Source organism: Cohnella terricola, assembly GCF_007786475.1.
Classification (GTDB): Bacteria; Bacillota; Bacilli; order Paenibacillales; family Paenibacillaceae; genus Cohnella; species Cohnella terricola.
Genome location: NZ_VNJJ01000004.1, coordinates 211,840 through 232,486, shown reverse-complemented (window position 1 = coordinate 232,486; position 20,647 = coordinate 211,840). Strand labels below are relative to the sequence as shown.

The following is a 20,647-nucleotide window of genomic DNA, read 5'->3' as shown; positions in this document are numbered from 1 at the left end:
AAAATAGATGAGATTGGCAACGATTGAACAACAAGGCGAGTATCGCCTCGTCATTGAACAGGACAGCCGTATTGTCGATATCGGTAAAGCGTTGGAGGCTTACCCGGCAAAGGGAATTCCAACCGACGTTATGGAAGTTATTGCAGGCGGAGAACAGGGGCTAGAGCGATTAAAGGCGTACCTTGCAGCGCTTCCAAGCGAAGGATCTTCGGATGCAGGGTATGTTCTGAATAGTAAGGATCTCGTCTATGGCCCGAGCGTAACCCGTCCCGGCAAAATCATCTGTGTCGGCCTGAACTACCGCCGGCATGCGGAAGAGACAAATGCGCCGATTCCGAAATACCCGATTCTTTTCAACAAATTCAGTAATACGTTGACCGGACACGGGCATGATATAGCCCTGCCCAACCGGGTGACCCAAGAGGTGGATTATGAGGCGGAACTCGTAATTGTCATCGGGAAGAAGGCCAAATATGTCGGGAAGGAAGAAGCGTTGGAATATGTGTTCGGGTACACGAACGTGAACGATCTGTCGGCCCGCGACTTGCAGATGAGAACCCACCAATGGCTGCTTGGGAAGTCCTGCGACGACTTCAGCCCGTTGGGACCTTATCTGGTCACTTCCGATGAAGTCGGCAACCCGAATCAGCTGGCTATCCAGTCCACCGTGAACGGAGAAATTCGTCAGCAGTCCAACACGTCCGATATGATTTTTTCCTGTGATGAAATCGTAAGCTACATTTCGCAGCATATGACGCTCGACCCGGGGGATATTATTTTGACAGGAACGCCGGAAGGCGTTGTGCTTGGTTATCCCGAAGACCGGCGCGTTTACTTGAAACATGGTGATGTTGTGACCATTGAAATCGAGAAGCTGGGCAAATTGACCAATCGCATGGTGGACGAGCCGAATTAAAGATTAAACGGTGAAATACACTTTTGTATGACAGCATGGTACAATGCAGATTAGAAGCTTCAAATCGTTCGAAATAAACTTTGAACCGAATAGACGACTCTCATCCAATTTGGGGTTGAAGAGCCGTCTTTTCGCATTGTTATGAAATAAGAAGAATGGCGTCAAACTAAGAACCAGCCCTGTTTGCCGAGGGAGCGGAGGTACACCATGAATCGCTTGAAGCATTTGCTGTCCAGGGCGAACGAGCTGTATTACTCGACTTCGATCCGAAGCCGGCTCAGTCTGTCCTTTGCCCTGCTCTTTGCCGTACTGCTCGTGCTGCTGGTCATTATCGTGAACAATGTCTCCTCGTCGATTCTGATTGGCAAGGCGGTCGATAACACGTCGCAGAGCATCGCGCTCGTCTCCGAGAAATTCGATCTGACGTTCGACAGGGTCGAGGATTATGCGAAGACGGCGATCACGAACAACGATATTCAGGATGTGCTCACCGTCAGTCCGCAGGAGGACGAGTTGTCCCGCTATACGAGCCGGATTAAGGTATTCAGCGCGCTGGACGGCATTATCAACCAGACGCTCATTGACTCCATGCACATATACGATTATCATCGGCGGATGTTCGATTCCGGGAGCGTACAAAATGTGCAGTACCGCCTGCCTGAATTTTACGACTTCTTCCGCACGTTGGAGTCGGCCGGACAGTTACGCTGGATCGACACGCATCCAAGCAACTATACGAAGTTAAGCTCCGTGCAGCATATTGTAACGCTGGTTAGAGGGATTATCGACGCGGGCTCGGGAAGAAGAATCGGGGTGCTCGAGACGAACGTGAGCGAACGGACGATCGCCGGCTTATACGATGGGATCCGGCTGGGGAACAGCGGGAAAATCTTCGTCGTGAACGAGCGGGGAATGATCGTCTCGCATGCGGACAAGCATGAATTGTACGCTTCGGTCGCGGATCAGCCCTACTATGAATGGATCGAGAAAAATAACGGCGGAAAGACTTTCGGAATTAACGGCGAGGAGTTTCTCGTCATCTCCCGGCACTACGAACGGTTGAACTGGACGATCGTCGGCATCGTACCGACAGTAGAAATTTTGCAGGATCAGAAGAGGCTTACGAATCGATTGCTTTCGATTGGCTTTATTTTTCTCGCGATCTCGGTATTCATCACCATTCTGTTATCCAACTCGATCACGAGACCGATTCTGAAGCTGAAGCAGACGATGAAGTTCGTCTCGGGCGGGGATCTGGGAGTCAGAGCCGAAGTGAAATACAAGGACGAAATCGGTACGCTGACGAATGAATTCAACCGAATGATCCGCAACACCTCTGAACTGATGGACGATCTTCTGGACAAACGAAAAAAGGAGGAAGAATACGAGCTTGCGCTGCTGCAATCTCAGGTCAATCCGCACTTTCTGTATAATACGCTCGAAAGCATTAACGGGCTGGCGGAGCTGAACCGCAACGGGGAGATTATTCGCTTGGTGAACGAATTGGCTTTTTTCTATCGGGGCGTGTTAAGCAAGGGGAGCAAGATCATTTCGCTGAAGGAAGAGCTGGATATTACCGAAAGCTATCTGAAAATGCTGAAAATCCGTCATGGAGACCGTCTGAATTATCGGATAGAGGTCGACGAGTCCCTATACGGATACGCTACCGTCAAGCTGCTGCTGCAGCCGCTTGTGGAGAACGCGTTAATTCACGGCCTGCGCAACAAACGCGGCCCGGGAACGATTCGGATTATCGGCGCAGAAGACAGCGACCTGTTGTATCTGTTCGTTATCGACGACGGCATTGGCATGGAGGCCGAGGCGGCGCGAAGTATCCTGTTGGAATCGCCTGAAGGGGAACGCAAATCGGGTTTCGGTCTTGCCAGTACGAACAAAAGAATCAAGTTGTATTTCGGCGAAAGCTATGGCCTGCGAATCGAAAGCGGTCCGGAGGGGACAAAGGTCGAAATCAGCTTGCCCAAGAATGAAATGTGGAAGGACGACGCATCATGATCAAGCTGCTTATCGTGGATGACGAAATTCTCGTTCGGGAACGTTTGAAGGCGTGTTTGGATTGGGAAGAGCTCGGGTATGCGATCATGGGCGAGGCGTCCGATGGGGAGGAGGCTCTCGCAATCGTCGAGCGAATTCGGCCGGATATCGCGATTGTCGATATTCATATGCCTTTCATAAGCGGTCTGGAGTTCTCGGAGATCGTCAAGACGAAATACCCGGATACGAAGGTCGTGATTCTGACCGGCTACAGCGATTTCGAATATGCCAGAACCGCAATGCGAGCTGGCGTTGCCCATTATTTGTTGAAACCGATTAATAAAGACGAGCTGCAATCCGCCATGCTTCAACTGACCTCACTAATCGAGAACGAGAGAGCAAGAAAAACCAATCTCGCTCTGATGGAGATGAACTACAAAGAAAGCCGCAACGTGCTCAAGGAGAAATTTATGCAAACGCTGTTAGAGCCGGCTGCGCGTTCAGGCGAATTTCAACAGGAACTGAGGAAGTACGCCCCCGGAATGGCCAACGTCGAATCGGCTGTCGTCCTGGTCGTGCAGATTGATACCGTACCCGACAGGAAGGTTGAGCAAGCGGAGAATCGACTATGGTATTTTGCCGTTTCAAATATTTTCTCCGAATCGCTGTCTCACAGCTTCGCGGTTGAAAACGCCTACGACTCGTCGCAGCACGCGGTGCTGATCGTGGACATCGGCAGGGAGGGAAGTCTGGAGCAGCTTGAAAAACGAAGCGAAGAAGCCAAAGCGTTTATCGAGAGCCGGCTTCGCTTCACCGTAACTGTCGGAATCGGGAATATAGGCAAGGGGATAGATGGGATATCGGCCAGTTACCGGGAGGCGGTGACGGCCAGAAGGAACCGGGTCGTACTCGGCCGCAACCGGATTATTCCGTATTCAGCCCTCGAAGAGCAGGTCGGCGCGTCGGCCTTCTCCGCCGATAATCGGCAGGATCTGCTGATTCCAATGCGCTCAGGCAACCTGCCATACGCGATCGGGGAAATCGAGCGCGTGTTTCAGGAGATCCGGGATCGCGGTCTGCTCGTCGATCAAGCGATTCTCGTGCTGACGGACCTATTTCTTGTGTTCGCCCAGTTTGCCAAGGAGAACGAGATCGAAGTCCCGGAGCTCGCCAGTCTGGATTTCTCTGTCGGAACGCTGCTGGACGGTCATGAATCGATAGAGGAAACCAAAGCCTGGTTCGTGGGACTGTGCCGGCACGTTCTTGGCGTCTATGGCCGAATTAAGCTGAACGGCTATGCGAGAACGGTCGAGAAGGTCAAGCGATACATCGACGACAACTATGCGAACAAGGAAATCGGGCTAGAGACGATCGCTGCCAATCTTGCGATTAACCCAAGCCATCTGAGCAGCGTGTTCAAGAAGGAAGCAGGCATTACGATCAGCGAGTATCTAATTCGGAAAAGAATGGCGCAAGCCAAGGCGATGATGGATGAAGGCCGCGGCAAGCTGTCCGAAATCGCCGATTCCGTCGGTTTCGGCGATCCTTATTATTTCAGCAAAAGCTTCAAGAAGATGTTCGGCATTTCCCCGTCTCTGTATGCGAAAGCCAAATCGTGAAGCCCGGGGAACCGGGACTTCACCCCAACCAAAAAAATTACCAATCCGCCAAAGATATTCTATGTTCCCATGTTCGGACGGCTCCTATAATCGAAGAAGTAAGACACACCCAAAGTAGACAGGGGGAGCAGACGGCATGTTCAAAAAAATCGCAGTATCGTCCTTAAGCGTAGCCATGCTGGCCGGGGTATTAGCTGGTTGCGGAGGAAGCGGAGAGGGAAAAGAAAACTCGTCTTCAGGTACTTCCGGCTCGAACGAGGGCAAAGTGAAGATTCGGATTTTAACCCGTTTGGCGAGCGAGCAGCCGAACGCCGTAGCGTTTCAGGATAAAGTGAAGGAATTTCAGGAACTGAATCCGAATATCGTAATCGAGGATTTGTCCGTGGAAGACGGAGACACGTTTAATACGAAATTCAAAACAAGCGTCGCTTCGGGCAATTTGCCGGAGATTTTCGCCAACTATGGCGGAGCGGCCTTCGCCGAGTATGCCAAGTCGGGCGTGGCGATGGATTTGACGGAGGTGCTGGAAGGCGACAAGCAATGGTCGGAGCCTTTCCTTGACGTATTCGATAACTGGAGATTCCAGGACGTCCCTGGCACGTACGCGGTGCCTTACGAGTTTTTTGCGATCGGCGTATTCTACAACAAGGATTTGTTCTCCCAAGCGAACATCCAGGTGCCGACGACAATCGGGGAATTCGAAGAGGCGATGCAAAAGCTGAAGGACGCGGGCATCGTTCCGATGGCGCTTGGCGAGAAGGATTCGTGGCGCGGCGGACATCTGTACAGCGTTCTGGCCAACAAGCTGATGGGCGATCAAGTCGCAGACGACATTCTGAATCGCAAAATCAAGTACGATGATCAGCGGTTCATCGACGTGCTTGAACTGATGAAGAGCTGGCAGAAGAAAGGGTTCTTCGGCGACAACATCGTTTCATTGGACACCACCGCGGAGAAGAACATGTTCCACACCGAGAAGACGGCGATGCATATGGACGGAAGCTGGTATATCGGGGAAGCGATAAAATCTCCGATCGGCGACAAAATCGGATTTTTCCCGTTCCCGTACTCTGAGGACAAGCCAGAATACAAGGACGTATGGATGGGCGGCGCCGGGATGGCGTTCTCTATCTCGGGAACATTGGAAGGCGAGAAGAAAGAAGCGGCTATCAAGTTTCTTAAGTTCGTCACTTCCGAGGATGCCTTCAAATACTACCAAGAGGTACAGCAGGGCGGCGTATTCCCGGTGAAAATGGAAGTCGATCCAACCAAGGTGGACCCGCTCAGCGTGAGCTATTCCGAAGCCATCAAGAACGCGACGTTCAGATCTGAACTGTATGCCTACGATCCTTTGCCGCAGATGTTTGACACGGTTCGCAACAACATTCAAGGCATGTTCGCGGGAATGGCCCCGGACAAAGCCGCGAAGAGCATGCAGGACCAAGTCGACAAGCTGCTTAAATAAATAAGGAGGTCCCGGAGGGAAGGGCTGGCTTGACTCTGTCTTAGTCTGTCCGTCCCCTCGGGCACGGAGGTTTCTATGATTAGCAACCGCAGCAAATATACGACCGCAGCACTGTTTCTGCTTCCGGCTTTCGTCGTGTACACGGTGCTGTTGATCTACCCGGTTCTCCAGTCGGTGTACATGTCATTTTACGAGTGGAACGGGATCGCCTCATCGAACCTGGTGTTCGCCGGATTGCGCAACTATGAGACGATGTTTGATATGCCGGAGTTCTGGACAGCGCTGAAGAACGTGCTAAAGTTCGTTCTGATCGGTTTTGCTCTGCAGATGCCCCTTTCCTTTTTCCTGGGCTATCTGATTTCCCTTAAAATGAAAGGCATTCGCTTTTTCAAGACGGCCTTTTTCATGCCGGTAGTACTGCCGATGACGGCAGTTGGGCTGATGTGGACGTTTATTTTGTTTCCGAACGGCGGGCTCTTCAACACGCTGTTGACGGAGATCGGATTGGGCGGGCTCGTTCGCAGCTGGCTCGGCGATACGACGGTCGTCACTTATACGTTGCCTATGATCAATATGTGGGTGTATGCAGGACTTAACATGATCATTTTCTCGGCGGGCATCGTCGGCATTCCGGAACAGCTGTACCAGGCGGCCGCGATCGACGGGGCGACGGGGTGGCGGAAGCTTCGCTACATTACGATTCCACTGCTGAAAGATACGTTTAAGATTTATGCGGTCACTTGCTTGACCGGTTCTCTGCGAGTATTCGACATTATCTTCGTCATGACGTCCGGCGGGCCGAACGGGGCTTCGGATGTACCGGCGACGATGCTGTATTATCAAGGCTTCAAATATATGAACTTCGGTTTGGCGAACAGTATCGGCACGTTTATTCTGGTTGCGGGACTCACCTTGAGCATACTGACCAATCGATACTTGAGCAGCGACAAGTAATTCGTTCCGAAAAGGAACGGGAATGAGAACGGAAGGTGATTCCTCGTGCGTCTGGCGCGTTTTCGCTTGAGCGGTCCGGTGCTGTACCTGATATCGATCCTGTGGGCTCTCGTTACGTTGTATCCGCTTGTGTTTACAGTAATGTCATCCTTCAAAACGACCGACGAAATTTATTCGGCACCTTTTAAGCTGCCTAGTCTCTATAGCTTTTCCAACTATGCAAAAGCGCTATTTGATGCAGGGATGCTGCGCGCGATCGGCAATTCGTTCGGGATCTCGATCGTCTCGACGCTGTCGGTGATCCTGCTGGGCAGTCTGGCCTCCTTTGTCCTTGCCAGGCTGGGGCTGAAATTCGGCAATGCTATTCTGCTGTACTTCCTGCTGGGCATCATGATTCCGATTCACACGACGCTCATCCCTCTGATGAAGATGGTCAGCAGCGTGAACGGCCATAATCACTATTTGACGTTGATTCTGATCTACACCGCTTTCCATCTTCCGTTCGCGATCTTTCTCATTTCCAGTCATATGAGGGGAATCAGCAAGGAGCTGGATGAGTCGGCGACGTTGGACGGATGCGGACCGATTCGGTTGTTTGCCTCGATTCTCTTTCCGTTGACGATGCCGGCCATCGCGACGGCGTTCATTTTGACCTTTCTGTACGTCTATAACGATCTGGTAATCGCCGTCATCTTCATTTCGGACAAATCGATGTTTACGATTCCGCTAACGATGCTGACGTTCGTAGCCAGAAGCTTGACGGAATACGGACCGATATTCGCTTCCATTGTCGTATCCATCATCCCGATGGTAATCGTCTTCCTGGCATTCCAGGAAAGAGTGGTCAGCGGCCTTGCGGCGGGTGCGGTTAAAGAATAAGAGATGAGGTGTCCACTTCCCGATTGGGTTGTAGGACACCTTTTTTATGATCTCGCAGAGCCGCGGATGATGATTGAATGAACAAAAGGAGATAACGCATGAAGGGCGTTATCTCCTTTTGTTTGATGCGGCACATGTGTGCTAACGTAATCGCGATGCGGTTTATGCCCGGTACAGCCAGTTTTCAGGCAACACCTCGAGGTCTGCAGGACGCTGATAACGCTCCCCGATCTCCTTGTAGCGAGCCAGCATGTTGTCGTCGAGCAGTCCGCTTTGGTTCGGCGAGCCGTTCAGGATGAACGATACGTTGTGGTTACTGGAATCGTTGATTTTGTCGAGCACCCATTCTACCGATTTCAACTCCATATCCGGATCGGTCGTTCTCCAGAACCAGGTTTTATTCGTGAGAATGTTGCAGCTCGCTCCTGGTCCGGAGAACGAATCGGCAATTTCTTGGCCGTGGGCGTTCTCATAGAAAACAATATCGGTGTGAGCCAGATCGTCGCAGCCGATGTTCATAAGCAGGCAATCGGGCTGCAATTCCTTCACGAGCTGGTCGATTTCCTCGAATGGAAGATCCTTATAGTAAGGTCCGCCCCATTCGGCATTCCAGCCGTCGATGATCAAGAACGGAATCTCGCCGTATCCCGTCAGCAACTCGCGAATCTGGTTTTTGATAAACTGCTTGTCCTCTGGCGTGCATTTATTCTTGTTGATCTGATGGTGCAGATCCAGCATGGAGAAATACAATCCAGCTTGGATTCCTTCCTTACGGAACGCATCCAGATATTCCTTCACGACGTCGGTTGTGTTGGACGCGTTCCGGACGCTGTGCTCCGTGTATTGGCTAGGCCACAAGCTGAAGCCTTCGTGATGCTTGGCCGTGAATGAGGCGAAGGTCATTCCTGCGGATTTGGCGGCTTTCGCCCACTGCGAGCAATCGAGCTTGTCAGGGTTCCAATCCTTCGGATTGAATACGTATTTGCGCGGCTCGTCGTTGTTCTCGTGTCCGAACTCCCAATCCATAATTTCCGTGTCAGCAAATTGGAACGTCGCGCTATTAAAGTGAATGAACATGCCCAGTCGTTGATTAACGAACCATTTTTGTCTTTCGACCAAATGTTGATTTTTCATAGATGTACCCTCCTGTGTGGTAGAAATCGTAGGATATGTACCAGTATAATGGAGGAGAAACCTTAGATCATCTGACAATAGCGACGTTATACCATACGATTTCGACTATTTTGAAACACCCCCGGCGAGTTTGTCGCCGGGGGTGTTCGTGCGCGTTTATTGCGCCTCGTCTTTGAATTGGCTTAGGAAAGGTTTCGGGATATCCGTCTCGAAACGCAACTGCTTTCCGGTCGTTGGGTGTTCGAACGCGAGTACGCGGGCGTGCAGCCCGAGTCGGTTAAAAGGCTTCGTCTTGGAGCCGTATTTCTTGTCTCCGGCGATCGGGTGTCCGAGATCCTGCATATGAACGCGGATCTGATTTTTGCGGCCCGTCTCGAGCTCGATCCCGAGCAGCGAATAGTTTCGGCTCGCGCGCAGTACTTTATAATGCGTGATCGCATGTTGACCATCGTTGGGTACAGGACTGGAGTACATTTTCAAAGTAGACGTTTCCTTGAGCCAGGACGATATCGTACCGCTCGCTTTCTTGACCAAACCTTCGACGAGCGCGACGTAAGTGCGTTCCTTCACGATATCCTTCCAGTTGTCCTGCATTTTTTTCTGGACTTGTTCGCTTTTGGCGAACATCATGACTCCGGAAGTTTCGCGGTCTAGACGATGGAGAACGAAGATGCGGGCGCGCGGATCGGCGAGCCGGACGTGCGCGGTCAATTGGCGATAAGCGGTAAGCTCGGTTTCCCGTTCGGTCGCGATGGACAGCAGTCCGGCGTCTTTGTGAACAACGATCACCGCATCGTCTTCATGCAGAATTCGCAAGCCGACGAGTTGCGGAACCGCGGAACTACGCTCCTTGCTCACAGATACGATCTGACCGGGACGAAGAGGATGATTATAGAGCTTCTCAGTTCGGTCGTCGACCGAGACTTGCCCGTGGGCCAGCATGGATTTGACGGTGTTCCGTCCTTGCGGAGCGAGCTTATTTAGCAAGAAAGGCAACAGTTCTCCTTCCTCAGTCACTTCAAATCGTCTCGGAGGCGTATGGCTCCGTTTAAAAGCCCCGCCGCGGGGGCGTGACGGCTTATTTCCTTTTTTCATCGGGGATCTATCGTTCCTTTCACGTGTCGTTTGCCATGAGATCCATTATAACCTAAAAGGCCCTCCAATCGCATTACTACCATTGGAAGGCCCTTCAAGCTCGTATTCAATCCCTATCCTCAACGACGGCGATTCCATCTATTTCAAGAAGACAAGATGGACGCGCAAATTCTGAAACGAATAGAACGGTAACCAAAGGCGGATGTTCTAATGGACCAGCTATCTCTTGGAACGCTTTGTAACCGATACGCGGGTCGCTACCGCTAACTAAATAAATATTGAGTTTAACCAGATTAGCGAAGCTTGCATTTTCGGAAGCTAAAATCGATGCGATATTATGTAGCGCCTGTTTGGACTGCAATTCCAAATCGCCTGGTCCAACGAGATCGCCTGTTGAATTAATCGCATTTTGTCCGCCTATATAAATGGTTTTTGCCTTTCCGCTTACGGTAATCGCTTGACTAAATGCTTTGGATACAAATAAGCCTTCCGGATTTTTATGCTCCATTTTGAAAGATGACATGGTTCTCCTCCTTAATGATTCGTGCATTATTTTTTTATTATAAGTAACTTCACTGACAGCTACTGTCAGTGGAGCTGCCGGAAATGTACACGAGTTTTGGGAAAATGGAATATTTTCTCTAAGGTGTTGACGAAATGGCACTCACCTTGTATAGTGTGTATAAGGATATACACACATAAACAGTGTTCGGGGGAGGAACATTTATGACCGAACGGCAGGCCGTAAAATATATCGGGGCCTACTTATGGAGACGGGAACGGTTCGCGATGCTGCTAACGCTGCTGTTTGCCTGTTACTTGGGGACGATGAGCAGCTTTACGGTCGATTCGCTGCTGAGAGGAGAAGAGGGGGTCCCGCGAGCTTTGTACGGGGTGCTCGATTGGATGTATCTCACGATGTTTCCGACTTTCGGCCTTATGATGAACAAGTCCGCTTGGGGGATGTGGCGCGACGATACTTATTCGAAGAGGCTGGCGCTCTGGCGCGCGATGCCGATCCCGGTCGCTTCCATCGTCAAGGCGAGGCTGCTCCAAAGCTTTGTCGGGATTCCAATCATCGGAACGGTGTTTATGCTGCTGCAGTACTCGCTCGCGCCTTTTTTGCGGGAGACGGTTAGTCCCGTTCAATGGGCGGAGAACGGTTTGGTTTGGATCTGTTACTCATTTGCGGCTGTTTCGTTTTATGTATGGGCCGAACTCGGGTTCAGCGGCAAAATATATTGCTTGTTCTATTTCGGTTATATTGCCGTTACGGCTATCCTCTCGGTTGTATTCACTTTGAACGGAATATACCTGTTTCAGGAAGTGCTCGGAGTGATCGAAAGAGGTTATGGAGGGGCGCTGATCGCCGGTATGACTCTGGTGGCTGCGATCGCGATCTGGGTCGCCCATCGCACAACGGTCAACCGCATACGCACAAGATCGCTGACGTTTTAAGAAAAGACACGTGAAAGTGAGGTGAGCTTGTGTGGCTGCCTATACGAATTGATGAACAGCGCCCGGAACCGCTCTATCACCAGATCGAGGTGCAGCTTCGCGGGCTTATCCTTGGAGGACAACTGAAGGAAGGAACGTTGCTTCCTTCAATACGCGAATTGGCAGTGTCGTTGAAATGCAGCGCGATTACGGTAAGACGGGTGTATCAGGATCTGGAGAACGAAGGCTTGATACGCACCAGGCAGGGCACGGGAACGTTCGTGGCCGGCGTCGAAGCCGTCGCCAGAGACGAACATAGGCTGGAGCGCGCGGCGGAAGAGCTTGAACGGGCCGTGGATGCTGCCCTCCAACTGCAATGTACGCCGGAGGAGATAGAGAAGGCGTTCCGGCAAGTGATGAAGAGGAAATCGGAGCATTGGGGAGGGGTATCGACATGACGGCAACGGGTATGGATTATTCGGTCTCCTTGCGAGGCGTCAAGCTGGAGCACGAACGGTTCTCGCTTGGCCCGATCGAATGCGGCATTCCCCGAGGGATGGTGACGGCGATCGTAGGTCCGAACGGTTCGGGGAAGAGCACGCTGTTCCGGGCGCTTCTCGGGCTTGAGCCGATTTCGGCAGGCCAGATCGAGGTGCTCGGGACTCGCTTGAACGGTAATCGGGACGAAAGCTATAAGAATAAGATCGGTTTTCTTGCGGAGAATCCGCACATGCACGACAACCCGTTCACCGCTGACGAGAAGGCAAAGTTCGCTTCGCATTGGTATCCGGGCTGGGATTGGGAGAGATACCGCAAGCTGCTCAGGCATTTCGACGTCGAAGGCGGAATCAAGCTGTCCAAGATGTCCAAAGGGATGCGCCGCAAAGCCGAGCTCGCGATCGCGATGGCTCATGATCCGGAGCTTCTCATGCTCGACGAACCTTCTTCGGGGCTTGACCCGTTCGCTTGGAAAACAATGATCGAAGAGCTTCAGCGTTATATGGAACCCGGCGATCGAACGCTTGTCCTCGCGACTCATATAATGGATGAAATCAAAAGACTCGCGGACTACATTCTCTTTATTTATCGCGGACGCGTTCTTGGCTTGTACGAGAAAGACCAGTTGCTGGACGATTGGAGAACGATCGTCGTGCAAAGCGACTATGCCCAGAAGGGCGGAATGGAATTGCTGCAGAGGACGCCGGGTTTTCAAGGCTTGGCGGAAGCGGGGCCGGGCCTATACCGACTAGAGGTCAACGATCCCGAGCAAGGAGAAGCGTATTGCGAAGAGAACGGATTCCAGGTGTTGGCCGTCCAGCGCATGGAATTGGAAGATATACTTAGCTGTTTAATCCGGAAGGAGGAAGCAAGACGATGAATTCACTTCAAGTTGACAAAATAATTAAAAACTACGGCGACAAAACGGCCGTGAGCGGCCTCAGCTTCGAGGTGGCGGCAGGGGAAATTTACGGTCTGCTCGGCGCCAACGGCGCGGGCAAAACGACGACGATGCGCATGATCCTGGGACTCATTCTGCCGGATGCGGGTGACATTCGTTACCTTGGCAAGCCGTATAGCAAGGAGCAACTGAGCATGCTGGGATACTTGCCCGAAGAACGGGGGATGTACCCGAAGATCAAGGTGAGCGATCAGATCCTTTATCTGGCCCAATTGCGCGGAATGTCCCGCAAGGACGCAGACCAGAACCTGAAACGCTGGCTGGAGAAGTTCCAGGTGCCGGAATATTACAACAAGAAGGTCGAAGAGCTGTCCAAAGGAAACCAACAGAAAATCCAGTTTATCGCGGCCGTTATCCATAATCCGAAAATACTTATTCTCGACGAAGCGTTCAGCGGGCTCGACCCGGTAAACGTGGAACTATTGAAGACAACGGTCAAGGAGCTTCGCGACGGGGGCACGAGTATCGTGTTCTCAACCCACCGAATGGAGCACGTTGAAGAGCTATGCCGCAACATCACGATCATGCATAAATCGAATCCGGTTCTGCAAGGAAGCATCAAGGATATCAAAACGAAATTCCCGAAAGAAAGAGTCATTGTCGCTGCGGAAGGGAAAATCGAGGGATTGGATACGATTCCTGGCGTTCAGCGGGTCGTCACGCATGAGCACGGCGGTTACGAGCTGAGGGTCGATTCGCCTGAGGTCGGCCAAAGCATTCTAAAGCATGCTTTAGTTCAAGGGCCGGTGAACCGCTTTGAAGTGCTGGAACCGACGCTTAACGAAATCTTCATCAAAACGGTAGGTGAGAGCCATGAATAACAGCTTATGGACGGTAATGATCTTTACGATGCGCAACAAGCTGCGCAGCAAATCCTTTATCATCATGACGATTGTGCTCGCGCTATTGCTCGTCGTGGCGGGCAACTTGCCTTATCTGATCGATAAGCTCGGCGGTGGCGACAAGATCACAAAGGTCGGCTTCGCTCAAGGGCAGCAAGCGACGATCGTCGAAGGACTGAAAGAATATTACGCTAAGCTCCCTGAACCGGGCGTCGAGTTGGTCTCCATCGCTTCCGAAGGAGAGTTGAAAAGCGCGCTTGAAGCCGGGGATATTAACGGATACTTATCGTTCGCGGAAGCCAATGCCGGCGGTTTCCCCCAAGCGACTTATCATTCGAAGAGCGCGTTCGAAGGCGGGACCGCATCGTCGTTGACGGCAGCGCTGCAACAGGTCAAGACGGATCTGGTGATCAAGGACGTCGGCTTGTCGGATGAGCAAAGAGCGCAGCTGTTCGCGCCTGTGAAGCTCATGACCGAGAAAGTCAGCTTCGCGAACGAGAAGGGCAAGACCGAAGAAGAGCAGGGAATGGCCATCGGTCTCACCTACGTCATGATTATTCTGTTATTCATGTCGGTCATGATTACGGGGCAGTTGATTGCGACCGAGATCACGGCCGAGAAGAGCTCGCGCGTCATGGAGATCATCGTGACCAGCGTATCCCCGCTGAAGCAAATGTGGGGTAAGATTCTAGGGACGTTTATCGTGGCCGTCATCCAAATCGCTGTCCTGATCGGCGCTTTGGTCGCCAATCTCACGATGCCGCAGAATGCGGACATCCTGAAGAACTTCGGCGTCGACTTGAGTACGATAGATCCAAAGTTGCTCGTCTTCGCGGTGTTCTTCTTCTTGGCCGGCTTCTTCCTCTACGCGACGTTGTTCGCCGCGGTTGGGTCGATCGTCAGCCGGACGGAGGATCTGGGCCAAGCGGTTATGCCGATTACGCTGCTGACGCTCGTCGGTTTCTACGTGGCGATGTTCGGATTAAACCAACCGGATAGCACGTTAATGATCGTGTGCCAATACATCCCGTTTTTCTCGCCGTTCCTCATGTTCTTGCGGATCGGACTCGCGGAGCCGGCTTGGTGGGAGATCGCCCTGTCCGTCGGCATTCTGATCGCTTCGACTCTATTGATCGGATGGATCTCCGCGAAGATCTACCGCGTGGGCGTGCTGATGTATGGCAAACGTCCTTCCATCAAAGAAATCGTTAAAGCGATGAAAGCTTATAAAGTGTAAGGGAGCGATCGATACGGCCGGCACGAACGTCGAACGGCAAACGAACATCGGCGGCATCACGGTGAAAATACTCAAGCTTCAATGGGGCAAGCCGAGTGCATCCTCGACGATCAAGAACGGCAAGCTTACCCAGCAAAAGGTGGTCTACAATCGTGGAGACTACGCGCTCTCATTTATTTTTAACGACGTCACGCATCTCGACTATATCAATCTGACGAAAAGAGCGGGCAAATAAGATGGCGCGTCTAGCGCTCGCATGTTAACGAAAACGGCAGGGACGACCGTCCTTGCCGTTTTCGTTTGCTTCGCGAAAATGACGGCGGCAAAATGCATGATCGAAAATAAGAAACGCCCTTCGAGCGTGCATGCGCGATTCAGTCCGCCGACGTGTTGAACGCGCAGTCCCCTCCCATTGTCGTAAAAAGTGACAATGGCGAGGCCAATTCCGCGCAGCACCCTCCCATTGTCGTAAAAAGCGACAATGGCGAGGCCAACCCCGCGCAGCCCCCTCCCATTGTCGTAAAAAGCGACAATGGCGAGGCCAACCCCGTGCAGCACCCTCCTATTGTCGTAAAAAGCGACAATGGCGAGGCCAACCCCGCGCAGCACCCTCCTATTGTCGTAAAAAGCGACAATGACAGGAGCGATGTCCGAACGGCCGATCCGGACCGATTTGACTTCTTTAAACTCCCGTCTGTATAGTGGAGGCAACCGAAACTATAATAAATGCGCTAGGAAGTGAGATCAAGATGATCGATATTCATACGCATATTTTACCGGGAGTGGACGACGGCGCGGTGAGTTGGGAGCTTACGATCGAGATGGCGCGAGCGGCGGCGGCCGAAGGGATTACGGTGTTGATCGCTACGCCGCATCATGCCAACGGAAGGTATCTCAATCCGGCGGCAGAAGTCGAGGCGGTTGTTCTTCAGGCTAACGAACGGCTGACGGCCGCAGGCCTGAACATCACGATCCGGCCGGGACAAGAGATCCGGGTTCATGACGGACTGCTGGACGCTTGGGATCAGAAGGAATTGCTGACACTGGCCGGTTCCGATTATATGTTGATCGAACTTCCCTCCTCCCGTATCCCAAAGGGGATGGGCGAGTTGATACATGAGCTGAATATGTTGAAGTTGAAGCCGATTATTGCCCACCCCGAACGCAACGCGGAGATCGCCGAACATCCGGAGCGGCTCTCCGAATTGCTGGAGGAAGGAGCTTATGCGCAAGTGACGACCCATTCGTTGCTTGGAGGTTTTGGAAGAGGCGTCGAGCGGACGGCCTGGTCGCTATGCGCACAAGGTCTCATTCATCTCGTCTCATCGGACGCGCATCATCCGCAGCGCAGAGGATTCCGCCTGCGCGAAGCTTACGGCACCATACGCGATCGTCTGGGAGAGGAATGGGAAACCTGGTATATGGACAACGCGCGATGCGTGATCGAGAATCATTCTTTCGGCGAGAGACCCGCAATCGCGACTTCTCCTCCGGGAGGAGTGCGGCGTTTGTTGTCCTATTTTCGGAAAAAAACGTTTTGACTAGTCGGATAGTCCCTTCATCGGCTTCCTGATTCTCTAATCTTACATCATTAATAATTGCAGTAATGCACCCCGAATCCTTTGAATTGTAGGAAAGAGAGAGTCGGGAAGACGATTCGGGAATGAGTCCGAAGGCGGAATGAAGCGGCAACTTATGTTTCCGCTTTCATTCCGCTTTTGGCGTTTAAACCGGTGAATTGGGGTTGCGGACGTTCAACCGAATTAGGCGTCTGTACTTATGGAAATCGTTATTAAAATGAGCAGTATTGTCTAAGCGTCACTGTGTCTTTATTCCCTCAAGAATTTCCAATGGATGTGTCATACTAGAAGCCAAAGAGGAAGCATGATAGTCAAGTCGCCTCAAGCCTGCCGAACGAATGCCTTGATGATTGGAGGACTTGAAAGATGGACGAATCGATCCGGGAGCGGAAGCAAGCAAGGCTGAAGCAATTCTTGAAAATGCTATCCAAGGATCCCGGACTCCTCAATCCGGACGAGCGGATGGAATCGAGCTCGTTGTCCGACTTTATGAAGTATGCGGATTATCGTCCTCGGAATGAACCGATCGACGTAGCCGAACTGGTATCGTTGCTGCTGAAGAAAAAGGGATTTGAAGCGGGTTCCGAAGATATGATGGAGTACATCGTGAACGGCGGAACAGTCGACGATTTTATGAAAGGGAGACAGTTATGATTTTTTTATGCCCAAAAGTTCTCGTTTTGAATAACAATTTAAATTTTATTATTCCATTGGAATAATTTTAGGGTTGGGCGAGATGGTGACTTATCCAGAAACGGGGGAAACGATTTGGAACTGAAACAATATTGGACCATTGTCAAAAGAAGGTTGCTACTGATTGTGTTGCTCGTCGCGGTATGCTGCCTGACCGTCGGTATCTATTCGTCCTACTTCGTCAAGCCGCAGTACGAAGCTTCGGCTAAACTGATCGTCATCCAGTATAAGGACAGCAGCTCGCTTCTTCCCAGCATAGACGTCGGTTCTATCAACTCTACGATCGGTTTGATTAAAACGTACAAAGAAATCATCAGAACACCGCGGATCATGAAAGAAGTCGTCGAGGAGTATCCGAATCTTCAAGTGACACACGGCCAGTTGATCCGCAAGGTTAGCGTTAGCTCGGTTAACGAAACCCAGGTCATGTCCATCTCCGTCAAGGATGAATCTTATGAGAATGCGGCGAATATCGCCAATGCCGTCGCGGTCGTTTTTCAAAAAGCGGTCCCCGAGCTGATGAAGGTGGATAACGTATCCATTCTGGATACCGCCGATCCGCAGGAGGCTCGCGGTCCGGTAGCGCCTAATCCGAAGATGAACGTTGCCGTTGCGTTCCTGCTGGCTTTAATGGCGGGGGTCGGCCTAGCTTTCTTGCTGGATTATCTGGACGACACGATCAAGTCGGAAGAAGACATTGAGACGCTGCTGGGGGTTCCGGTGCTGACGTCCATTCCGAAGTTCGAGAAGAACGACGCGAAGCGGGACAATCCTGCTTCGTTAAAGCCAAAGGTCGGGAGGGAAAGCCATGTCTCGTTCGATTCCTAATTGGAGTCTGATCACGGAGAACAATCCGAAATCGCCGATCTCCGAGGGCTATCGGATGCTGCGTACGAACATCGAATTTTCGACAATCGACCAGAAACTGCAAGTGCTCATGGTGACCTCGTCCAAGCCAAGCGAAGGCAAGAGCACCACGTGCGCCAATCTGGCCGTCGCGTTCGCCCAAGCGGACAAAAAGGTATTGCTGATCGACGCCGATCTGCGGAAACCTTCGCAGCATCATATTTTCGGCAAATCCAACCGCAAAGGCTTAACGACGGCATTGTTTAATCCGCAGGAGCTAACGAGCGTTATCCAAAGTACCGGAACGGACAACCTCTCTGTGATCCATGCGGGTCCGACGCCGCCCAACCCGTCCGAGCTGCTATCGTCCAAGACGATGTCGTCGCTGCTCGCGTCAACCCGGGAATTGTACGACGTGATCATTATCGATACGCCGCCGATCATGTCCGTCACGGATGCCCAGATCGTGGCGACCCAGAGCGACGGAGTCGTACTCGTCATCGACTCGGGCAAAGTGAAGAAAGAAATCGCGCAGAAAGCGAAGGCGCTGCTGGACCATGTGAACGCCAGACTGCTCGGCGTCGTTCTGAACAAAATCGACCGCAAGCATTCGGATACTTATTCCTATTATTACGGAGTAAGTAACGAAGCATAGCGCCAACTTCCCGCTCGCCGGAAGAAGGCGATGTTAAGGTGATGCCTCCTGAACCTTTATCACCGGAGGCACTCGGTCATGCTGTGGGTCAGCCGACCTTAGACGTGAATCGTCGATGGGATGACGTGAGGACGGGTTAGATGCCCATGTAAGGAAGGGTTATTTGGCATGAATTTAGCATCCGTTACAAGGCAAATAAAAATTACAGGATAGGGTGAACAGCAGATGAAAAAAGTGACCAAAGCCATTATTCCTGCCGCCGGACTCGGAACCCGTTTTTTGCCGGCTACGAAAGCAATGCCGAAAGAGATGCTTCCTATCGTCGATAAGCCGACGATTCAGTACATCGTGGAAGAGGCCATCGAATCGGGTGTCGAAGACATCATCGTCGTTACCGGTAAAGGCAAGCGCGCGATCGAGGATCATTTCGACATCGCGTTCGAACTGGAACATATTTTGGAGGAAAAAGGCAAACTCGACACGTTGGAGAAGGTCAGAAAATCTTCGCACGTGAATCTTCATTACATTCGCCAGAAAGAAGCGAAAGGGCTGGGACATGCCGTCTGGTGCGCACGGAACTTCATCGGCAACGAGCCGTTCGCCGTTCTGCTCGGAGACGATATCGTGGAAGCCGAAGTGCCATGCACGAGGCAGCTCATCGAGCAATACGAGCGAACAGGCCGATCGGTCATCGGGGTTCAGACCGTGTGCGTGAATCAGACCCACCGATACGGCATTGTCGATCCGGGGGAGAGAACAGGCAATCTGTACCAGGTCAATCGGTTCGTCGAGAAACCTCCCGTAGGCCAGGCGCCTTCCAATCTGGCGATTATGGGCCGTTACGTGCTGACGCCCGAAATCTTTGAATATTTGGAAAGGCACGAGCTCGGCGCGGGCGGAGAAATCCAGCTCACGGACGCGATCCAGAAGCTGAACGAGTCGCAAGGCGTGTACGCATATGATTTCCAAGGCACCCGTTACGACGTGGGAGAGAAGCTGGGCTTTATTATGACGACGATCGATTTCGCGCTGCGCAACAACGAGCTTAGACATCAACTTGTCGCCGAGCTAGGCGAAATTATGGAACGCGAGCTAGTCCAACAATTAATGGTAGGCGGGGGGGATCGATTATGAATTCTCCGCAACGTCAGGATGAGTGGGTACCGGTCCTCGGCGTTACGGAATACGGTTCGAATACGGCGGAGCGCCCGCGAACGCGCGGGGACGCGACCGCCTATTCGATCACGAAACGCGCCATGGATCTGATCGGGGCATCGGCCGGATTGATTCTATTAAGTCCGCTACTTATTCTTGTCGCGATTCTGATCAAGGCGGAGGACCCGAAGGGACCCGTTCTATTCCGCCAGACGAGAGTCGGAAAGGACGAGAAGCCGTTTCGGATGTACAAATTCCGCTCCATGTCGACGGATGCGGAAAAGAGGCTCAAGGAACTGCTCGCCCGAAATGAGATCGATGGGGCGATGTTCAAGATCAAGGATGATCCGCGCATTACGAAAGTCGGCAAGTATATTCGGAAGACAAGCATCGACGAATTGCCGCAATTATTAAATGTTCTTAGAGGAGAAATGTCTCTCGTCGGTCCCAGACCCCCGCTCGAAAGGGAAGTCAAGGCGTATACGACACACGACAAGAAGCGGCTGTCCGTGACGCCGGGTTGCACGGGGTTATGGCAGGTCAGCGGCAGAAATAATCTGTGTTTCAAACAAATGGTCGAATTGGACATGGCTTATATCGAGAAGAGAGGCATCTGGTTCGATATCAAAATCATGTTCAAAACGTTCAAAACCGTCGTAAGCGCCAAGGATGCGTTCTAACTAGATTCG

22 protein-coding genes are annotated in these 20,647 nt (G+C 52.0%); 18 read left to right on the top strand and 4 right to left on the bottom strand.

Annotated features, from left to right (window positions below):
* Positions 1-7: 7 nt before the first annotated feature.
* The 6 genes from FPZ45_RS09010 to FPZ45_RS08985 all read left to right on the top strand — a co-directional run bounded on the left by FPZ45_RS09010 (position 8) and on the right by FPZ45_RS08985 (position 7,825).
* Complete coding sequence (locus FPZ45_RS09010; protein ID WP_144700449.1) at positions 8-916, top strand: fumarylacetoacetate hydrolase family protein; 909 nt, start codon at positions 8-10, stop codon at positions 914-916.
* A gap of 207 nt (positions 917-1,123) precedes the next feature.
* Positions 1,124-2,929, top strand: a complete 1,806-nt coding sequence (locus tag FPZ45_RS09005; RefSeq protein WP_144700447.1) for a sensor histidine kinase — start codon at positions 1,124-1,126, stop codon at positions 2,927-2,929.
* Entirely contained in the window at positions 2,926-4,527 is a 1,602-nt protein-coding gene (locus FPZ45_RS09000; RefSeq protein ID WP_144700445.1) for a response regulator, read from the top strand. Before FPZ45_RS09005 ends, FPZ45_RS09000 begins: the two co-directional genes overlap by 4 nt.
* A gap of 136 nt (positions 4,528-4,663) precedes the next feature.
* Positions 4,664-5,992, top strand: a complete 1,329-nt coding sequence (locus FPZ45_RS08995; RefSeq protein WP_144700443.1) for an ABC transporter substrate-binding protein — start codon at positions 4,664-4,666, stop codon at positions 5,990-5,992.
* Between the two features lie 75 nt (positions 5,993-6,067).
* Entirely contained in the window at positions 6,068-6,946 is an 879-nt protein-coding gene (locus tag FPZ45_RS08990) for a carbohydrate ABC transporter permease (RefSeq protein ID WP_144700441.1), read from the top strand.
* A gap of 45 nt (positions 6,947-6,991) precedes the next feature.
* Positions 6,992-7,825, top strand: coding sequence for a carbohydrate ABC transporter permease (locus tag FPZ45_RS08985; protein ID WP_144700439.1), 834 nt, complete (start codon positions 6,992-6,994; stop codon positions 7,823-7,825).
* Positions 7,826-7,987: 162 nt separating this feature from the next.
* On the opposite strand, the gene FPZ45_RS08980 is transcribed toward FPZ45_RS08985, so the two are convergent.
* The 3 genes from FPZ45_RS08980 to FPZ45_RS08970 all read right to left on the bottom strand — a co-directional run bounded on the left by FPZ45_RS08980 (position 7,988) and on the right by FPZ45_RS08970 (position 10,577).
* The gene (locus tag FPZ45_RS08980; RefSeq protein ID WP_144700437.1) at positions 7,988-8,959 is read right to left on the bottom strand and encodes an alpha-L-fucosidase; all 972 of its coding nucleotides are present in this window, start codon (positions 8,957-8,959) and stop codon (positions 7,988-7,990) included.
* A 156-nt stretch (positions 8,960-9,115) separates the two neighbouring features.
* Positions 9,116-10,054, bottom strand: a complete 939-nt coding sequence (locus FPZ45_RS08975; RefSeq protein ID WP_144700435.1) for an RluA family pseudouridine synthase — start codon at positions 10,052-10,054, stop codon at positions 9,116-9,118.
* Positions 10,055-10,160: 106 nt separating this feature from the next.
* Entirely contained in the window at positions 10,161-10,577 is a 417-nt protein-coding gene (locus FPZ45_RS08970) for a RidA family protein (RefSeq protein ID WP_144700433.1), read from the bottom strand.
* Between the two features lie 203 nt (positions 10,578-10,780).
* On the opposite strand from FPZ45_RS08970, the gene FPZ45_RS08965 reads away from it, so the two are divergent.
* From FPZ45_RS08965 to FPZ45_RS08940, 6 genes are all read left to right on the top strand, one after another.
* On the top strand, positions 10,781-11,512 hold the full coding sequence (locus FPZ45_RS08965) for a hypothetical protein (RefSeq protein WP_144700431.1): 732 nt from the start codon (positions 10,781-10,783) through the stop codon (positions 11,510-11,512).
* Positions 11,513-11,541: 29 nt separating this feature from the next.
* Positions 11,542-11,949: a GntR family transcriptional regulator gene (locus FPZ45_RS08960; RefSeq protein ID WP_144700429.1), complete on the top strand. Its 408-nt coding sequence runs from the start codon at positions 11,542-11,544 to the stop codon at positions 11,947-11,949.
* Positions 11,946-12,869: an ABC transporter ATP-binding protein gene (locus FPZ45_RS08955; RefSeq protein ID WP_246120387.1), complete on the top strand. Its 924-nt coding sequence runs from the start codon at positions 11,946-11,948 to the stop codon at positions 12,867-12,869. Before FPZ45_RS08960 ends, FPZ45_RS08955 begins: the two co-directional genes overlap by 4 nt.
* Entirely contained in the window at positions 12,866-13,771 is a 906-nt protein-coding gene (locus FPZ45_RS08950; protein ID WP_144700427.1) for an ABC transporter ATP-binding protein, read from the top strand. Before FPZ45_RS08955 ends, FPZ45_RS08950 begins: the two co-directional genes overlap by 4 nt.
* Positions 13,764-15,029 (top strand): ABC transporter permease, encoded by a 1,266-nt coding sequence (locus tag FPZ45_RS08945; RefSeq protein ID WP_144700425.1) that lies wholly within the window; start codon positions 13,764-13,766, stop codon positions 15,027-15,029. The genes FPZ45_RS08950 and FPZ45_RS08945 overlap by 8 nt, the downstream gene beginning before the upstream one ends.
* A 61-nt stretch (positions 15,030-15,090) precedes the next feature.
* The gene (locus FPZ45_RS08940) at positions 15,091-15,264 is read left to right on the top strand and encodes a DUF4309 domain-containing protein (RefSeq protein WP_246120386.1); all 174 of its coding nucleotides are present in this window, start codon (positions 15,091-15,093) and stop codon (positions 15,262-15,264) included.
* Here the strand turns inward: FPZ45_RS08940 and FPZ45_RS08935 are convergent.
* Positions 15,231-15,638: a hypothetical protein gene (locus FPZ45_RS08935; protein WP_144700421.1), complete on the bottom strand. Its 408-nt coding sequence runs from the start codon at positions 15,636-15,638 to the stop codon at positions 15,231-15,233. The two genes, FPZ45_RS08940 and FPZ45_RS08935, sit on opposite strands and share 34 nt — an antisense overlap.
* A 140-nt stretch (positions 15,639-15,778) precedes the next feature.
* Here FPZ45_RS08935 and FPZ45_RS08930 point away from each other — a divergent pair, with 140 nt between their 5' ends.
* The 6 genes from FPZ45_RS08930 to FPZ45_RS08905 all read left to right on the top strand — a co-directional run bounded on the left by FPZ45_RS08930 (position 15,779) and on the right by FPZ45_RS08905 (position 20,638).
* Positions 15,779-16,570: a tyrosine-protein phosphatase gene (locus FPZ45_RS08930; RefSeq protein ID WP_144700419.1), complete on the top strand. Its 792-nt coding sequence runs from the start codon at positions 15,779-15,781 to the stop codon at positions 16,568-16,570.
* A 405-nt stretch (positions 16,571-16,975) separates the two neighbouring features.
* Complete coding sequence (locus FPZ45_RS08925; protein ID WP_144700417.1) at positions 16,976-17,263, top strand: hypothetical protein; 288 nt, start codon at positions 16,976-16,978, stop codon at positions 17,261-17,263.
* Between the two features lie 114 nt (positions 17,264-17,377).
* A complete protein-coding gene (locus tag FPZ45_RS08920) occupies positions 17,378-18,130 on the top strand; it encodes a YveK family protein (RefSeq protein ID WP_144700415.1) in 753 nt (250 codons plus the stop codon).
* On the top strand, positions 18,111-18,803 hold the full coding sequence (locus FPZ45_RS08915; protein WP_144700413.1) for a CpsD/CapB family tyrosine-protein kinase: 693 nt from the start codon (positions 18,111-18,113) through the stop codon (positions 18,801-18,803). The genes FPZ45_RS08920 and FPZ45_RS08915 overlap by 20 nt, the downstream gene beginning before the upstream one ends.
* 225 nt (positions 18,804-19,028) lie before the next feature.
* Positions 19,029-19,937, top strand: a complete 909-nt coding sequence (gene galU, locus FPZ45_RS08910; protein WP_144700411.1) for a UTP--glucose-1-phosphate uridylyltransferase GalU — start codon at positions 19,029-19,031, stop codon at positions 19,935-19,937.
* Complete coding sequence (locus FPZ45_RS08905) at positions 19,934-20,638, top strand: sugar transferase (RefSeq protein WP_144700409.1); 705 nt, start codon at positions 19,934-19,936, stop codon at positions 20,636-20,638. Before galU ends, FPZ45_RS08905 begins: the two co-directional genes overlap by 4 nt.
* Positions 20,639-20,647 lie beyond the last annotated feature (9 nt).

Excerpts from the sequence above, each read along its gene's own strand:
- FPZ45_RS08955 (WP_246120387.1), top strand. The coding sequence starts at position 11,946 with ATGACGGCAACGGGTATGGATTATTCGGTCTCCTTGCGAGGCGTCAAG.
- FPZ45_RS09010 (WP_144700449.1), top strand. The coding sequence starts at position 8 with ATGAGATTGGCAACGATTGAACAACAAGGCGAGTATCGCCTCGTCATT.
- FPZ45_RS08905 (WP_144700409.1), top strand. The coding sequence starts at position 19,934 with ATGAATTCTCCGCAACGTCAGGATGAGTGGGTACCGGTCCTCGGCGTT.
- FPZ45_RS08975 (WP_144700435.1), bottom strand. The coding sequence starts at position 10,054 with ATGAAAAAAGGAAATAAGCCGTCACGCCCCCGCGGCGGGGCTTTTAAA.
- FPZ45_RS08995 (WP_144700443.1), top strand. The coding sequence starts at position 4,664 with ATGTTCAAAAAAATCGCAGTATCGTCCTTAAGCGTAGCCATGCTGGCC.
- FPZ45_RS08990 (WP_144700441.1), top strand. The coding sequence starts at position 6,068 with ATGATTAGCAACCGCAGCAAATATACGACCGCAGCACTGTTTCTGCTT.
- FPZ45_RS09005 (WP_144700447.1), top strand. The coding sequence starts at position 1,124 with ATGAATCGCTTGAAGCATTTGCTGTCCAGGGCGAACGAGCTGTATTAC.
- FPZ45_RS08930 (WP_144700419.1), top strand. The coding sequence starts at position 15,779 with ATGATCGATATTCATACGCATATTTTACCGGGAGTGGACGACGGCGCG.
- galU (WP_144700411.1), top strand. The coding sequence starts at position 19,029 with ATGAAAAAAGTGACCAAAGCCATTATTCCTGCCGCCGGACTCGGAACC.
- FPZ45_RS08980 (WP_144700437.1), bottom strand. The coding sequence starts at position 8,959 with ATGAAAAATCAACATTTGGTCGAAAGACAAAAATGGTTCGTTAATCAA.
- FPZ45_RS08970 (WP_144700433.1), bottom strand. The coding sequence starts at position 10,577 with ATGTCATCTTTCAAAATGGAGCATAAAAATCCGGAAGGCTTATTTGTA.
- FPZ45_RS08965 (WP_144700431.1), top strand. The coding sequence starts at position 10,781 with ATGACCGAACGGCAGGCCGTAAAATATATCGGGGCCTACTTATGGAGA.
- FPZ45_RS08950 (WP_144700427.1), top strand. The coding sequence starts at position 12,866 with ATGAATTCACTTCAAGTTGACAAAATAATTAAAAACTACGGCGACAAA.
- FPZ45_RS09000 (WP_144700445.1), top strand. The coding sequence starts at position 2,926 with ATGATCAAGCTGCTTATCGTGGATGACGAAATTCTCGTTCGGGAACGT.
- FPZ45_RS08925 (WP_144700417.1), top strand. The coding sequence starts at position 16,976 with ATGGACGAATCGATCCGGGAGCGGAAGCAAGCAAGGCTGAAGCAATTC.
- FPZ45_RS08915 (WP_144700413.1), top strand. The coding sequence starts at position 18,111 with ATGTCTCGTTCGATTCCTAATTGGAGTCTGATCACGGAGAACAATCCG.
- FPZ45_RS08945 (WP_144700425.1), top strand. The coding sequence starts at position 13,764 with ATGAATAACAGCTTATGGACGGTAATGATCTTTACGATGCGCAACAAG.